The following is a 15,528-nucleotide window of genomic DNA, read 5'->3' as shown; positions in this document are numbered from 1 at the left end:
CACGAAGAAGCCGTCGCGGCGGTCGACAAGGCGGTGGAACTCGCACCAAACGATCTCGGCGTGCTCGAAGCTGCCGTCGCGGTCGCCAATCAGGCCGGCATCTATTCGAGCGCGGAGCGCCACTTGCGCGCTGCACGCGCGTTGCAGCCGCAGAACCCGCGGATCACCCGCGCGCTCGCCGTCTGCCTGTTCAGCAGTGCGCGCTACGGCGACGCCGAACCGCTGTACCGCGAGTTGCTCGGGGGCGGCGCGCAGAATCCGGTCGATCTCGCCAGCCTCGGCGAGTGCTTGATCCAATTGCAGCGACGCGATGAGGCGATCGCCGTCCTTGAGCGCGCGCTCGCGCTCGCGCCCGGTGACGCCACGATCCGTTTCAACCTCGCGCTGGCGCGCGGCGAGACGCCCGACACTCAGCCCAACGAAATGACGCAGGCGCTGTTCGACGATTACTCGAAGCGCTTCGACAAGCACTTGGTCGGCGCGCTCAAGTATCGTGTCCCCAAGCGCGTGGCCGAGATGGTGCGCGAGCGGCATTCCGATCTGCGTATCGACGTGCTCGATCTCGGCTGTGGCACCGGCTTGACCGGAGTCTATCTCGGCGGTGTGAAGGGCAGTCTGGTCGGCGTCGACCTGTCCGCAGGCATGATCGAACAGGCGCGGCGACACGCGATCTATACGCGCCTCGTCCAGGACGACCTGCGCGTGGAACTGCGGAAATCCGCGGCGGAATCCTACGACTGTGTGATCGCCAACGACGTTTTCATCTACGTAGGCGAGATCGCGCAGATCGTCGCCGATTGTTTTCGCGTTCTGCGTCGTGGCGGCTTGCTGATCTTCTCCTGCGAAACCGCGGCCGACGACGAACGCGGTTTTGTATTGCGCCCGAGCAAGCGTTATGCGCATTCGCGCGCCTACATCGAGCGGCTGTGCCGCGATGCGGGTTTCGCTCACGTCGCGTTCGAAAACATCGACCTGCGCCAGGAAAACCAGGCGGCGATTCCCGGGTTCATCGCCGTTGCCGAGCGTGTTTGATCCAACGGCTTGACCATGAATTTCACGGGGTGCCGGCGTGCTACATTCGCCGCCCCATGGCAGGCCACCCCGACCATTCCGACGAGGACGTACGACGATTTCGCGAGGCCGTGGCACGCGGCGAGACGCCGCGCACGCAGCCTGCCGCGCTCGTCGCCGAGTTGTTCGACGGCCTGGCCGAGCGCTTCGAGAAACACCTCGTCGGACGGCTGCAATATCGCGTGCCGCATCGCGTCGCCGACATCATGCTGGGCCGCTATCCGGACCGCAAGCTCGACCTGCTCGACCTCGGCTGCGGCACCGGTCTGCTCGGTCTGTGCCTCGGTCGCCTCGACGGCGATCTGGTCGGTATCGATCTCTCGGCACGGATGCTCGACCAGGCGAGGCCGCTTGGCATCTACAGTGAGCTGCGACTGGGCGATGCACTGGCGGAATTGCGCAGCACGCCGGCCGCGCGCTACGGCTGCATCGCGGCCTGTGATGTGTTCATCTACGTCGGCGACTTGTCCGATTTCATCCCGGACGCCTTCCGTGCGTTGCGGTCGGGAGGAGTGCTGATCTTTTCCTGCGAGGAGGCGTCTGCCGCAGAAGGTGAATTGCGCTTGCGCGCGAGCGGGCGTTACGCGCACTCGCGTGCATCGATCGCGAGCCTGTGCCGTGACGCGGGCTTCGCCGCATGCACGTTCGAGGACATCGTGTTGCGCCTTGAGGCGGACAGCCCGATTGCCGGTTACATCGCCACTGCCGAAAAACGCTGAGCGGCAGTCAATCGATATTCGCAGACGTTACTTGACCGGCGTGGTCAGCGGCTTGCCCTTCTCAGCGACGAACACGACCGCGAGTTTCACCGGCACGCTGCCCTTGTTGGTCGCCTGGTGCACGACGCCGGCCGGGATGTGGAATACATCGCCCGCCTTGAGCGTGACCGTCGGTTTGCCAGCGACTTCCTGCACGACTTCGCCTTCGAGGATGAACGCAAATGCGTCGGCTGGATGGGTGTGATAACCCTCGGCCGCGCCGGGCGGGATTTCGACGCGCACCATTACGCCTTCGTGGCCCGTGATGCTCAAGTCGTCCTTGAGCAGGATCTGGCGCTGGATTTTCGGCGCTTCGTCCGCGCGCAATGCCGGCGCGCCGCAGATCAATGCGAGCGCGGCAGCGATCGTTGCAATTTTGTGCTTGCAGTTCATGGCGCTTTTCTCCGGAAGAAATCGATGACTGCCCTCGGGGAAATCAGCTATGCCGATTTTCCCGACTGTGCGTTTTCGAGCTGCGCGCGGATCTGCGCCTCGACGCAGGCCACCGCGGTCATGTTGACCACGCGGCGCACGGTCGAGACTGGCGTGAGGATATGCGCGGGCTTGGAGATGCCCATGAGGATCGGCCCGATCGCCACGCCTTCGGTCATGTGACGCACGAGGTTGTAGGCGATGTTCGCCGCGTCCATGTTCGGGCAGACGAAGACGTTGGCCGTGCCGGTGAGGGTCGACTCGGGGAAGATGCGCGCGCGCACCGCTTCGTTGAGCGCCGTGTCGGCCTGCATCTCGCCGTCGATCTCGAGGGTCGGATCGGCCGCGCGCACGAGTTCCAGCACCTTGCGCATCTTCAGCGAGCTCGGCGTCGCGTAGCCGCCGAAGTTGGAGTGGGACAACAAGGCCACGCGCGGCTTGATGCCGAACATCTTCAGGCGCAGCACGCCTTGCAGCGTTGCCTCGGCCAGTTGCTCCGCAGTCGGATCCGGTTGCACGTGCGTGTCGATGAAGAAGAACGCGCCGCGGTCGTTCTGCACGCCGGTCATCGCCGCCGGTGCGCAGACGTTAGGGTCGAGCGGCAGCACGTTGCGGATGTAGTTGAGCTTGGATTGATACGTGCCGACGAGGCCGGTGATCATTCCGTCGGCCTCGCCGCGCGCGACCATTATGGCGGCGATCAGCGTCACGCGTGTGCGGATCATCGCCTTGGCCAGTGCCGGTGTCGTGCCGCGGCGTGCGTTGAGCTTGTGGTAGTAGTTCCAGTATTCGTCGTAGCGAGGATCGTTGTCGACGTTGGTCAGTTCGAAATGCTCGCCCGCGCGGATGCGCAGGCCGAGGCGCTGGATGCGTTTCTCGATCACGGCGGGGCGGCCGATCAGGATCGGTTTTGCGAGGCCCTCGTCGACGATCACCTGCACTGCGCGCAGCACCGTGTCTTCCTCGCCCTCGGCGAAGGCGATGCGCTTGATGTCGGCGCGCGCGCGCTCGAACAGCGGCTTCATCAGCGTCGTCGTGCGGAACACGAACTGCGAGAGTTTCTCGGTGTAGGCGCGCAGGTCGGTGATCGGCTGGGTCGCCACGCCCGATTCCATCGCCGCGCGCGCGACCGCGGGCGCGACCGAGACGAGCAGGCGCGGGTCGAACGGTTGCGGGATCAGGTATTCGGGGCCGAAGGTCAGGTGCGCGTCGCCGAGCGAGTAGGCGCGTTCGGCGACGTCGGAGGTCTCGCGCCGCGCAAGTTCGGCGATCGCGTGCACGCTTGCGACTTCCATCTGCGCGTTGATCGTCGTCGCGCCGACATCGAGTGCGCCGCGGAAGATGTACGGAAAGCACAGCGCGTTGTTGACCTGGTTCGGATAGTCCGAGCGTCCGGTCGCGATGATCGCGTCGGGGCGGACCTCTTTCGCCAGTTCGGGCAGGATTTCCGGCGTCGGATTGGCCAGCGCGAGGATGATCGGCCTCTCGGCCATCGTCTTGACCATGGCTTGCGTGAGCACGCCGCCGGCGGAGACGCCGAGGAAAATGTCGGCGCCGTCGACGATGTCGCCGAGCGTGCGCGCGCCCGTGTCGCGCGCATAGCGTTCGAGTTCGCCGCACAGTCCCGGACGACCCTGGTAGAGCACGCCATCCTTGTCGTTGACGAGGATGTTCTCCGGCTTCACGCCGAGACGTACGAGCATGTCGAGGCAGGCAATGCCGGCCGCGCCCGCGCCCGAGGCGGCGAGCTTCACCTCGCCGATCTTCTTGCCGATGATGTGCAGCGCGTTGATCACGGCGACGCCGACGATGATGGCGGTGCCGTGCTGGTCGTCGTGGAACACCGGGATCTTCACGCGCTCGCGCAGCTTGCGCTCGACCTCGAAACACTCCGGCGCCTTGATGTCCTCGAGATTGATGCCGCCGAAGGTCGGCTCGAGCGCGGCGATGATGTCGACGAGCTTGTCCGGATCGCGTTCGTCGATCTCGATGTCGAACACGTCGATGCCGGCGAACTTCTGGAACAGCACGCCCTTGCCTTCCATCACCGGCTTGGCCGCGAGCGGGCCGATCGGGCCGAGGCCGAGCACGGCGGTGCCGTTCGTGATCACGGCGACGAGATTGCCGCGCGCGGTCACCTTGGACGCTTCGGCGGGATCGGCAACGATCGCCTCGCAGGCCGCCGCCACTCCGGGCGAATAGGCCAGCGACAGGTCGCGCTGGGTCACCATCGGCTTGGTCGGAGAGACCTTGATCTTGCCGTAGGGCAGTGCGCGGTGATAGTCGAGGGCGGCTTGCTTGAGATCGTTGGCTTTGTTCGACGACATGCGGTCTTTTCCCCGGGCGATGCGTTGCGCAGCGCGCTGTTGCTGAGTTTTCCAGACTATAACACGGGCCGCTTTTGCTTCCCTTTCAGCGTTTTCAGGAACGCTGCGCGCGCTTGAACGTCACCACGAGCACATCGCGATGCGCGGGCTGCGCCGGGTCGAGAGGCTCGACTGGCGTGACACCGTGGAACACGCGCGCGTCGTCGACGAGTGCGGCGTCGAGCGGCTTGGTCAGGGTGAAGCTGCCGAGCAGTTCGCGCGTGCCCGCGGCGTGGATCGTCGTCGTGCCGCTGGCGATGTTGACGCGATCGACGAGCAGCACGAGCACGTAGTCGACGCCGTCGCGATGTACGCCCTCGGGTGTCGGCTGGCCGGGTTCATCGGGGCGAGCTTCGATGCGGAACTGATGCACTTCGACGTGCCAAGTTTTTACTTCGGGGGAGAGGCTACCGAAGAGAGCAAAAGATAAACGGAGGATCGTTTGCAGGCTGGCGCCTGAAACGATCGAGTTTTCCAGCGGTTCGAACCAGCGTTCGATGCCGCCTTGCAGTGCGTTGTACTCTCGGCTCTGCCAATGCGGCTGGTGGGCTTCGCGCACGATCGCGCTGTCGTCATCGATACGAAACACCGCATGCCGCCGTCGCCGATAACGACCAAAGTCGGCGAGGTACGTGTCGAGTGCAAGATCGTTCCAGCTCGCCGCGAACGCGGGCCAGTCTTCGAGCGTGCCGACCTGGTCGAGCAGCTCGCGCATGCGCGCATGCGCGACGAACGCATAGCCGTCGCGGCGCAGCGCGGCGGGCAAGTCATCGACGGCATCGGCAGGTGCGCGAGTCATAACGAAACCCTAGCAGAATCGCGACTCGGTTCCAGAGCCACTTCGACGGGGCCGCTTCGCCATGATCGCTCCACACAAACGAAAAACGGGCGCCGCGCGCCCGTCTTTTTCGGCAATGAACGCAGGCTCAGACCTGACGACGGCCGCCGAGCGCGCCCATGACGCCGCCGGCCGCAGCCATCATTTCGGACAGGTCGATGTGGCCGTCGCCGTTGTGGTCGAGCACGGCGTTGAGCAGGCCGCCGGTGACGCCGCCCTGCTGCTGTGTCGCCTGCGCTTGCTGGGCAAGCACGTTGCCGAGCCCGCCGGGCGAAAGTCCCTGGCTGCGCGTCTGGTTGGCGAGTACGCTCATCACGATCGGCGCGAGGATCGCCATCAACTGTCCCGCGCCCTGCGTGCCGAGGCCGGTGGTCTGGCCGAGGCCCTGATTGGCTGCATTGACGTTGTTGCCGAAGACGTGGCCGAGAATTGCGCCGCCGATGCTCGCGCCAGCTCCGCCACCGGCCTGCTGACCGCCACCGAGCACACTGCTGAGGATCGAGCCGAGCCCGCCACCGCCGCCGGCCTGCTGGCCACCGCCGAGCACGCTGCCGAGAATCGAGCCGAGTCCGCCGCCACCGGCCTGTCCCGCACCGCCGCCGAGCACGCTGCCGAGGATGTCGCCGACGCTGCCGCCGGCGTGGTTGCTCAGCGCGTTGTGCAGCGCGTCTGCGCCGTCGGGCGTGCTCGCATTCTTCGCCATGCCGCCGACGATCAGCGGCAGCGCCTGCTCGATCGCGGCCTGCGCCGTTGCGGGATCGGTGCCGAGCTGGTTGGCGATCGCGCCTATCTGGTTGCTGTTGAGGTGACCCAGGATGTTGTCGATCAAACCGCTCATGGTTTCGGCTCCTTGTGAATGGACAAAGTGACGACTTTTGCGGAAATGCCAACGCCGTCATGTTTCGTTCCGAGCATAGCATGCGAGGGCGAAAGAACATGCGACGGCGGACTCGGTAAAATAGGCCCGCGTCCCGCCATTCGCGGTGACCGCCCCGTTTTCAGCTGCGCCGGGGCCGGCATGGAATCCGCAATGCAGAATTTCACTCCCGTCTCCCTGATCGGCGCGCCGACCGACATCGGCGCCGGCCATCGCGGCGCGTCGATGGGCCCCGAAGCGTTGCGCGTCGCCGGCATCGCCGAGGCCTTGCGCAAACGTGGGCTCGACGTGGTCGACCGCGGCAATGTCGCCGGTCCGTTCAATCCGTGGCAGCCGCCACACGCCGGCTATCGCCATCTGCCGGAAGTCGTCGAATGGAACCGTGCGGTGATGCAGGCCGTCGCGGCGGAGCTCGCGATCGACCGTCTGCCGATCCTGCTCGGCGGCGATCATTGCCTCGCGATTGGCACGATCGGCGCGGTCGCGCGCCACTGTCGCGAGGCCGACAAAAAGCTGCGCGTGCTCTGGCTCGACGCGCACGCCGATTTCAACACCTCGGCGATCACGCCCTCGGGCAACATCCACGGCATGCCGGTGTCCTGCCTGTGCGGCTACGGTCCGCATGAGCTGACCACGCTCGTCGGCGCGGCGCCGATGCTCGACAAGGACGCGATCCGCCAGATCGGCATCCGCTCGGTCGACGAGGGCGAAAAGAAATTCGTCCACGACGTCGGCCTCGACATCTACGACATGCGCTACATCGACGAGATCGGCATCAAGCGCGCGATGGAGGAGGCGCTCGACGGCGTCGATGCGAAGACGCACGTGCATGTCAGCTTCGATGTCGACTTCCTCGACCCGGCCATCGCGCCCGGCGTCGGCACGCGCGTGCGTGGCGGCCCGGGCTATCGCGAGGCGCAGCTCGTCATGGAGATGATCGCCGACACCGGACGGCTAGGCTCGCTCGACATCGTCGAATTGAATCCCGCCTTCGACAAGCGCAACCAGACCGGCAAGCTCGCTGTCGATCTGGTCGAAAGCCTGTTCGGCAAGTCGACTCTGATGCGAGGCTGAAGCTTTCCTTCTCCACGCAGGAGAAGGGAATCAAAAGCGCTTTTTCGTCTTCGCGTGCTTGTCTTTCGCATGCGGCGCGCGCTTTGGCGCATGCGTGCCGTCGCCGCTGTCGCGGCTGATCCGCAGCCGTTGTCCCGCCACCCAGACCTTCTTCAGATGGGCGAGCAGTTCCGCCGGCATGCCTTCGGGGAGGTCGATCAGACTATGGTCGTCACGGATATCGATGCGGCCGATGTGTTTCGAGTCGAGTCCGGCCTCATTCGCGATCGCGCCGACGAGGTTGTTCGGCTTGACGCCGTGTGCGTGGCCGACTTCGACGCGAAAGGTCTCCATGCCGTGTTCCTGCGCGCGTTCGCGCGGCCTCTCGCGCGGTGCGTCGTCGCGTGGCTTGCGCGCGGGTTTTTCGTGCTCGTCGGGGCGCTTCGCCGGCTTGTGGAATTCGTCTTTGGCCGTTGATGAATCGAACGGCGTGCGTTCCTCGCGGCGCGGACGCGGTTTGTGCGCCGGCGCGTCCTTGACGGGATATTCGCGCTTGGGAAACTCGCGCGGCTCGAATTTCGGCTTTGCATCGAGCAGCAACGACTTGTCGCCCTGCGCGAGGCGCGCCAGCGCGGAGGCGATTTCGATCGCCGGCACATTGTGCTCGCGCTCGTAGGCTTCGATGACGTTGCGGAACACGGCCAGACCATCGGCGGCGAGCGCGCTGGTGATACGGTCCTTGAACTTGGCCACGCGTGCTTCGTTGACCGTTTCGACCGACGGCAGCTGCATCGGCTCGATCGTCTGCCGCGTCGCGCGCTCGATCGCGCGCAGCATGCCGCGTTCGCGCGGCGCGACGAACAGGATCGCCTCGCCGCTGCGGCCCGCGCGGCCGGTGCGGCCGATGCGATGCACGTAAGGCTCCGTGTCGTTCGGGATGTCGTAGTTGAGCACGTGGCTGATGCGCTCGACGTCGAGTCCGCGTGCGGCGACATCGGTCGCGACGAGGATGTCGATCTTGCCGTCCTTGAGTTGCTGGATCGTGCGCTCGCGCTGCGCCTGGACGATGTCGCCGTTGATCGCCGCGGCGCTGAAACCGCGTGCCTGCAGGCGTTCGGCGAGTTCCTCGGTCGCCTGCTTGGTGCGCGCGAACACGATCATCGCATCGAACGGCTCCGCTTCGAGGATGCGCGTCAGCGCGTCGAGTTTCTGCACGCCGCTGACCAGCCAGTAGCGCTGGCGGATGTTCGCTGCGGTCGTCGTCTTCGACGCGATCTTCACCTCGACCGGGTCGCGCAGGTAGGTTTGCGCGATGCGCTTGATCTGGCTCGGCATCGTCGCCGAGAACAGCGCGATCTGGCGCGTCGGCGGCGTCTTTTTCAGCACGGCCTCGACGTCGTCGATGAAACCCATGCGCAGCATTTCGTCGGCTTCGTCGAGCACGAGCGTGGTCAGACCGGAGAGGTCGAGCGAGCCACGCTCGAGATGGTCGATCACGCGCCCCGGCGTACCGACGACGACGTGCGCGCCGCGGCGCAGGCCGCCGAGCTGCGGCCCGTAGGCCTGGCCGCCGTAGATCGGCAGCACGTGGAAGCCGGGCAGGTGCTGTGCGTAGCGCTGCAAGGCTTCGGCGACCTGGATCGCGAGTTCGCGCGTCGGCGCGAGGATCAGCGCCTGCGGCTTGCTCCTGTGCAGGTCGAGGCGCTGCAGGATCGGCAGCGCGAACGCCGCGGTCTTGCCGGTGCCGGTCTGCGCCTGGCCGAGCACGTCGCGGCCCTCGATCAGCGGCGGAATCGTCGCCGCCTGGATCGGCGAAGGTGATTCGTAGCCGAGACCGGCGAGGACCTTGAGCAATTCCTCGCGCAGGCCGAGGTCGCGGAAGGTAGTGGTGTTGGGGGTGGAAGAATCGGACATGGCGGCTCGCTGGGGTCGCCGCGCACGAAGGCGATGCGAAACGGAAGGAGTTGGCATTATCTCCTCCCGTTTCGGTGCATGAAAGGCTTTTCGGCTGCTGCGCCGGCGGTTTCAGCTCCTCGGGTCCGGCACAAAGCCGCCCGGGAATGCCTGCGGTTCGACGAAACGCCGCGGCGGCGGCGGAATCACGCCGCGCGCGACGAGGTTGTTGTAGCTGTCGTACCAGACCGAGATCACCTCGTTCGGCTGCGAGCTGGCGCGCGCGAACTGGGTCCAGCTCACGTGCGAGATTTCGCGTGCACCGTGGCCGGTGCCGAGCGATTCCTCCGGTTTGCGCATGCGGGCGACGGATGCGTCGGCGGAAGACTCCGCGTGGGCCAGCGCGCCGGCAGAGGCGGCCGACTTGGCCGTTGCCGCAGTCTCGGCTTCGGCCGCGCCAGGTGGCACGGAAGTGGGCGCTGGCTTCGGCGAGGCGGGCTGTGCCGGAGGCGACGGCGGCGAATAGCGATCGGCCAGTGGCGCGCTCGCGATCTTGCCTTCGCGCCAAGGCAGGTCAAGCGGCTTCTCGCGGAACACGGCAACGCCAATCACGCCGACGTTGTCGGGGCGTCCGGTTTTCGCCGCATAGCTGCCGGACAGTGCGGTGAAGTTGAACTGTGCGACTTCGTCCGTGCTCTTGCGCCAGCCGGCAACGTCAGTGCTCTGCCAGGCATCGAGCACGTAGCCGGACTGGTCGGGGCTCGCGGTCTGGCCGGTGACCGCGTTGACGCCGTCGACCGAGAGCACCGCGAGCACGCGTTCGCCGACACGGTTGGCGATGCGCACGCTGTAGCGATGGCCTGGTGTGCCGGCAACGAAAATTTTTCCGTCGCGCGCATACGTAGATAGGGTCGCTCCGGTATCGCGGTCGATCACGCGCAGGTCGACGAGATCGCCCGCGCGGGCGAGCGGGGCGCAGGACAGGGTGGCAAGAACGAGGGCGGACAGCAGCGTTTTCATTGGACACTCCGTTGGCAAGGTGAACGATGCAACGGGGCGGGGCGGCGAACGGGGTTAATCGTGCTCGCGCAATGCCGAGAATTGCTCGCGCAGGAATATGGCGGTAAACTATGCGCATTATTTATGCGCATAGGAGGTGTGTCGTGGCTACCTCGGGTAATGCAGTAAAAAAGGCAACGAACGTGAGCATCCGCAGTGATCTGCTTGCGGATGCGCGCGAGTTGAAGATCAATCTCTCGGCCGAGTTCGAGAAGCATCTTGCGGAAATTGTGCGCAAGGCGCGCGGTGAACAGTGGAAGCGCGAGAATCGCGAAGCGATCGAAGCCTACAATCGGCACATCGCCGAGCATGGTCTTTGGAATGAAGAATTCAGGACTTGGTGATGGAACGATTCGACGTTTTTCGCAACGAGAGTCCCAATACGTCGCGTCGATTTCCTTTCTTTCTCGTCGTTCAATCTGATTTGTTGGATGGATTGAGCAGCAGCGTCATCGTGCCGCTGGGCAAGTCTTCCATTGTCGGCGGCAAACTCGCGCACATGCTGACACCTCAGATCGAAATCGGTGTGAGCAGATATGTGATGTGCACGCCCGAACTTTGCGCAGTTCCCATTGCAGCATTGCGCAAATTCGAAGCGAACGTAGCCGCGCAGCGTGATGTTATCGTCCGCGCGCTCAATTTTCTTTTTGACGGAATCTGATACGTGTCGAAAACCCGCATCCTCACCGGCATCACCACGTCCGGCACTCCGCATCTGGGCAACTATGTGGGCGCGATCCGCCCGGCGATCGCGGCGAGCCGCAATGCGGACGCCGAGTCGTTCTACTTCCTCGCCGACTACCACGCACTGATCAAGTGCGACGATCCGGCGCGCATCCAGCGCTCGACGCTCGAGATCGCGGCGAGCTGGCTGGCCTGCGGGCTTGATCCTGCAAAAGTGTACTTTTACCGTCAGTCGGACATCCGCGAGATTCCCGAGCTGACCTGGATGCTGACCTGCGTCACCGCCAAGGGCCTGCTCAATCGCGCGCATGCGTACAAGGCTGCGAACGATGCGAATCGCGCGCAGAACGAAGATGCCGATGCGGGGGTGACCGCGGGCCTGTACATGTATCCCGTGCTGATGGCCGCGGATATTTTGATCTTCAACGCGCACAAGGTGCCGGTCGGCCGTGACCAGATCCAGCACATCGAAATGGCGCGTGACATCGGCCAGCGTTTCAACCATCTGTATGACGGCGAATACTTCGTGCTGCCGGAAGCCGCGATCGAGGAGAACGTGGCGACGCTGCCCGGACTCGACGGACGCAAGATGTCGAAGAGCTACAACAACACGATTCCGCTGTGGCTGCCGGCAAAGGAATTGCGCAAGGCGATCCTCGGCATCGTGACCAATTCGCTCGCGCCGGGCGAGGCGAAGGATCCCGACGACTCCAACATCTTCAGCATCTACCAGGCGTTCGCGAGCGCCGAGGAAACCGCGGCGATGCGCCAGGCCTATGCCGACGGCATCGGCTGGGGCGATGCGAAGCAGAAGCTGTTCGAGCGCATCGACGCCGAACTCGCGCCGATGCGCGAGCGCTACGACGCGCTGATCGCGAAGCCGGCCGAGATCGAGGACATTCTCCACGCCGGCGCCGCGCGCGCGCGCAGGCTGGCCGGGCCGTTCCTCGACAAACTGCGCTACGCGGCAGGATTGCGCGATCTGCGCGCGAGCGCAGAAGCTGAAACGAAGTCCGCCGCGCGCAGCGAGAAGCCGGCGCTGCAGCCCGTCGTCTTCCGCGAAGCCGATGCGTTCGCATTCAAGGTGCTCGACGCGAAGCGCAACGTGCTCAGGACGCAGGGTGGTTTCGCCGACGCGAAGGCGGCGATGGCTGCAGCACGCGAGGCGATGGCGGCGGTCGAAGCCGCGCAGTGACGGCGCGGTCGGCTCAGTTGAGACCGACCGTGTTCTTCATCGCCGCGAAGATCGCCTCGGTCTTGTAGCCGACGCCGTTCTTGAACACGAGCGGCATGTTCTCGATCGCGCTCGTCTGTGCAAGCGGATCGCCATCGACGACGACGATGTCGGCGCGCTTGCCGACTTCGAGCGTGCCGACGTCCTTGTCGCGGCCGAGGAATTTCGCGCCGTTGAGCGTGTTGATCCTGATCGCGTCCTCGAAGCGGAAGCCGTTCTCGACCAGCAGCTCGATCTGGCGCTTGCCCGAATAGCCCGGGATCACGCCGCCGTAGCCGGTCGGATCGGTGCCGGCCATGAGCAGGCCGCCGGCCTCGACGAAACGTTTTTCGAGCTTGCCGAGTTTCGCGAACAACGCGACCTGGTCCGGGTTCGGCTTGGCCTGCACGCCGTCCCAGCTCTTCTCGTACTGCGCGCGGATTTCGGGGATCAGCAGGTCGAGCGCGGCCTGCGGCGCCTTCGGGCGGCCGGACACGAACGTCTCGAACACGGTCAGCGTCGACGTGAGCGCGACGTGATGATCGACGAGGTGCTTCACCAGCGCCTTCGCCTCGGGCGAATCGACGTCGAGCGCGGTGAGCGCAGCGTTGACCTTGGCGCCGGGGCAGACGTCCGGCTGCTTGTCCTTGACGAAATCCGAAGCGACGAAAAAACCGTGCTCGAGATTGTCGATGCCGAGATCGATCGCCTCGCGATAGGTCACCGAGCACAGGTGTGCGGTGACCTTGTGCCCGCGCCGGTGCGCGACCTCGATGATGCGCTGCAATTCATCGCGGCGGATATGCATGTAGGCCTTGTACGAAGTCACGCCTTCGTCGGCCCAGTAGTTGACCATGCGCTCGGCGTCGTCGACGCCACCGAGCGCATTGACGCCGAGGATCGGCAGGCCGGGGCCGTTGAGGTAGGGCGCGGTGACGTCGATATCGGGGCCGGCGACGGTGCCCTTCTCGATCTCTCGGCGCAGATTGAGGTCGGCATAGGGCATCATCGTGCCGGCGGTGCGCATCGTCGTCGTGCCGCCAGCGAGGTAGAGGCGCGGAAAGCTGTACACCATCTCGGTGTAGGCACGGTGCCCGGTCGGATAGAACAGGTGCTCGTGCATCATGACGAAGCCGGGCAACAGCGTCTTGCCGTGTACGTCGATCTGCTGCGCGTCGGCTGGAATCTTCACGCGCTTCGCGTCGCCGAGCGCAACGATGCGGCCTTTGTCGACGACCAGTGTCTGGTCATGGCGAATTTTCGCTCCGGTGCCGTCGACGACGTTCGCATGCACGAACGCGAGGGTCGGTTGCGAATAGGCGATGTAGTCCTTCTCGTCAGCATGCGCGCAGGTAGCTGCGGCCAGCAACGCGATCGTGAGGCGAATGGCATGACGCATCGCAGGGCCCCCGTTCTTGTGTGTCAGTCCCAGTGATTCAAATGCGCCCCGAATTCGGCGCGCTGCTTGCGCACGACACAGAAGCGATGCCCGGTCGGCGCCTGCATCACCCACCAGCGCTTGACGAAGGCGATGCGTGTCGCGCCGAGCGCTTCGAGGCGCGCGACTTCGGCGTCGAGGTCGTCGGTTTCGATGTCGAGATGGATGCGCGCTTCGTGGTCGACGCGCTGCAGCAGCAGGAACGGTTCGTCGGCGTCGGTTTTCAGTTCGGCATATTTGCCGTCGCCGTCCTGGTCGAACGTTTCGATGGGGCGGCCGAGTGCCTTGCTCCAGAATTCCGAGGCGTCTTTTAGGTCATCGACCTTGCAGTCGAGGACATAGGCGCTGATGCGACTGTGATGCATGGGCTCAGCTGCGCCGGATGGCCTTGCGCGGATTTGCAGCAGCCGCGGCACGACGCTTCGGCGCAGTCTCGAGGCGGAAACCGCCGGGCAGCAGTTCGGCCAGCGTCGCCACGCGCACGTCGCCACGCGTGTTGCACATGATCACGCGCAGGTCCGGGCCGCCTTGCTCGAACAGCACCTGGCGGCAGGCGCCGCAGGGCGAGACCGCTTCAGGCGAGTCGGCGATGACCGCGATCATGCGCAGGCCCTTGCGCGCGACGCCGCTCGCGTGAGCCGCGAACACGGCGGTGCGTTCGGCGCAGTTGGTCAACCCGTAAGAATCCGATTCGACATTGCAGCCGAGCACGATCTCGTCGCCGTAGCGCGCGGCAGCGCCGACCTTGAACTGCGACTGGTGTGCGTGTGCACGCAGTCTTGCCTTCTTCGCCGCGGTGACGAGCGCGCGCTCGTCCATGGTCAATCGAGTCCGATTCGTTTGGGTGTCCTTCAATCCGTTACGTTTCATCTCATTCCGGATCAGGCTGGGCGCAATGGTATACGCCCGGTTGAGCGTCGCGTCAATGCGCGCGGATCATTCGGTGAGCGCGAGGTCCTCGAGCATTGCCTTGAGGAAACGCGCGGCCTCGCCGCCCGTGCAGGCGCGATGATCGAAGGTCAGCGACAGCGGAATGACGCGATGCGCCTCGATGCCACCGATAACCGGCACCGCTTCGTAACGCAGCTTGCCCGCGGCGACGATCGCAACGGTCGGCGGCACGACGATCGGCGTCGCATAGCGCCCGGCGAACACGCCGAAGTTCGACAGCGAGATCGTGTAGCCGGTCAGCTCCGACGGTGGGATGCTGCGTTCGCGCACCTGGCGCATCAGATGATCGAGTGCGGTGCGTAGACCGTGTGTGTCGAGCATGTCCGCGTTGCGCAGCGCGGGCACGAACAAGCCGTCGACCGTGTCGACCGCAACGCCAATGTCGACGCGCTCGTGCAGCGTGCGCGTCAGATTCTCGCCATCGAACCAGGCGTTGAGCGCAGGCGCGGCCTTGCACGCAGTCGTGATCGAGCGCAGCAGGCGCACGCTGACGTTTTCGCCCGCGCGCCATGCGTGGATGTCGGCATCGTCGTTGAGCGTCGTCGGCACGACTTTCGATTGTGCGTCGGCCATCACGCGCGCCATGTTGCGGCGGACGCCCTTGAGCTGCTGCGGTTCGCCAAAGCGGCCTGGCTCCGCCGCGATTGGTGCGGCGGATTCTCGCGCTTGCGATGTCACAGCTGTTGTGGATTGTGCGGCGACGTTCGGCGTGCGCCGTGTTTCGGCTTGCTGCGCTGAGGGCTGTTGCTTCTCCGACTTGGCCCCCGGTCGACTGGCGAAATCGCGCACATCCTTCATCGTCACGACACCACCTGCGCCGCTCGCCGGAACGCGGGACAGATCGACGCCGAGCTTCTTCGCCAGCGCGCGCACGGCCGGCACGGCCTTGACCCCG

At 65.2% G+C, this 15,528-nt stretch carries 16 protein-coding genes; 6 read left to right on the top strand and 10 right to left on the bottom strand.

The annotated features are described in order from the left end of the window. On the top strand, positions 1-1,032 hold a 1,032-nt coding region (locus tag VF497_RS14610; protein WP_330889986.1), incomplete at its 5' end, for a methyltransferase domain-containing protein. A 56-nt stretch (positions 1,033-1,088) separates the two neighbouring features. Further along, entirely contained in the window at positions 1,089-1,790 is a 702-nt protein-coding gene (locus VF497_RS14605) for a class I SAM-dependent DNA methyltransferase (protein ID WP_330889984.1), read from the top strand. Positions 1,791-1,817: 27 nt separating this feature from the next. On the opposite strand, the gene VF497_RS14600 is transcribed toward VF497_RS14605, so the two are convergent. From VF497_RS14600 to VF497_RS14585, 4 genes are all read right to left on the bottom strand, one after another. Continuing rightward, entirely contained in the window at positions 1,818-2,222 is a 405-nt protein-coding gene (locus tag VF497_RS14600) for a cupin domain-containing protein (RefSeq protein WP_330889981.1), read from the bottom strand. A 47-nt stretch (positions 2,223-2,269) separates the two neighbouring features. Next, the gene (locus VF497_RS14595) at positions 2,270-4,588 is read right to left on the bottom strand and encodes an NADP-dependent malic enzyme (protein WP_330889979.1); all 2,319 of its coding nucleotides are present in this window, start codon (positions 4,586-4,588) and stop codon (positions 2,270-2,272) included. A 94-nt stretch (positions 4,589-4,682) separates the two neighbouring features. Continuing rightward, complete coding sequence (locus tag VF497_RS14590) at positions 4,683-5,426, bottom strand: 2OG-Fe dioxygenase family protein (RefSeq protein WP_330889977.1); 744 nt, start codon at positions 5,424-5,426, stop codon at positions 4,683-4,685. 127 nt (positions 5,427-5,553) lie between these two features. Beyond that, positions 5,554-6,303 carry a DUF937 domain-containing protein gene (locus tag VF497_RS14585; RefSeq protein WP_330889975.1) on the bottom strand — a complete coding sequence of 250 codons (750 nt, stop codon included), beginning with the start codon at positions 6,301-6,303 and terminating at the stop codon, positions 5,554-5,556. A gap of 192 nt (positions 6,304-6,495) precedes the next feature. Between VF497_RS14585 and rocF the strand changes: the two genes are divergently transcribed. Continuing rightward, entirely contained in the window at positions 6,496-7,416 is a 921-nt protein-coding gene (gene rocF / locus VF497_RS14580) for an arginase (protein ID WP_330889973.1), read from the top strand. Between the two features lie 30 nt (positions 7,417-7,446). Here the strand turns inward: rocF and VF497_RS14575 are convergent, their stop codons facing one another. Both VF497_RS14575 and VF497_RS14570 read right to left on the bottom strand, forming a co-directional pair. Continuing rightward, positions 7,447-9,309, bottom strand: a complete 1,863-nt coding sequence (locus VF497_RS14575; RefSeq protein WP_330889971.1) for a DEAD/DEAH box helicase — start codon at positions 9,307-9,309, stop codon at positions 7,447-7,449. A gap of 111 nt (positions 9,310-9,420) precedes the next feature. Continuing rightward, positions 9,421-10,308, bottom strand: coding sequence for a hypothetical protein (locus VF497_RS14570; protein ID WP_330889969.1), 888 nt, complete (start codon positions 10,306-10,308; stop codon positions 9,421-9,423). A gap of 110 nt (positions 10,309-10,418) precedes the next feature. On the opposite strand from VF497_RS14570, the gene VF497_RS14565 reads away from it, so the two are divergent. From VF497_RS14565 to VF497_RS14555, 3 genes are read left to right on the top strand one after another with little or no spacing between them, the layout of a single operon-like run. Then, positions 10,419-10,691, top strand: coding sequence for a type II toxin-antitoxin system CcdA family antitoxin (locus VF497_RS14565; RefSeq protein WP_330889967.1), 273 nt, complete (start codon positions 10,419-10,421; stop codon positions 10,689-10,691). Next, positions 10,691-11,008: a CcdB family protein gene (locus tag VF497_RS14560; RefSeq protein ID WP_330889965.1), complete on the top strand. Its 318-nt coding sequence runs from the start codon at positions 10,691-10,693 to the stop codon at positions 11,006-11,008. The genes VF497_RS14565 and VF497_RS14560 overlap by 1 nt, the downstream gene beginning before the upstream one ends. Positions 11,009-11,011: 3 nt before the next feature. After that, on the top strand, positions 11,012-12,226 hold the full coding sequence (locus VF497_RS14555; RefSeq protein WP_414706914.1) for a tryptophan--tRNA ligase: 1,215 nt from the start codon (positions 11,012-11,014) through the stop codon (positions 12,224-12,226). 13 nt (positions 12,227-12,239) lie between these two features. Here the strand turns inward: VF497_RS14555 and VF497_RS14550 are convergent, their stop codons facing one another. From VF497_RS14550 to VF497_RS14535, 4 genes are all read right to left on the bottom strand, one after another. Continuing rightward, entirely contained in the window at positions 12,240-13,643 is a 1,404-nt protein-coding gene (locus VF497_RS14550; RefSeq protein WP_330889963.1) for an amidohydrolase family protein, read from the bottom strand. Positions 13,644-13,666: 23 nt separating this feature from the next. After that, positions 13,667-14,047, bottom strand: a complete 381-nt coding sequence (locus VF497_RS14545) for a VOC family protein (RefSeq protein ID WP_330889961.1) — start codon at positions 14,045-14,047, stop codon at positions 13,667-13,669. Positions 14,048-14,051: 4 nt separating this feature from the next. Continuing rightward, a complete protein-coding gene (locus VF497_RS14540) occupies positions 14,052-14,501 on the bottom strand; it encodes a cytidine deaminase (RefSeq protein ID WP_330889959.1) in 450 nt (149 codons plus the stop codon). 117 nt (positions 14,502-14,618) lie between these two features. Continuing rightward, positions 14,619-15,528: dihydrolipoamide acetyltransferase family protein (locus tag VF497_RS14535; protein WP_330889957.1), on the bottom strand; the 910-nt coding region annotated here is incomplete at its 5' end.

The sequence above is a fragment of the Rudaea sp. genome, from assembly GCF_036383415.1.
Classification (GTDB): Bacteria; Pseudomonadota; Gammaproteobacteria; order Xanthomonadales; family Rhodanobacteraceae; genus Rudaea.
This window is presented reverse-complemented; position numbering and strand designations above follow the sequence as displayed.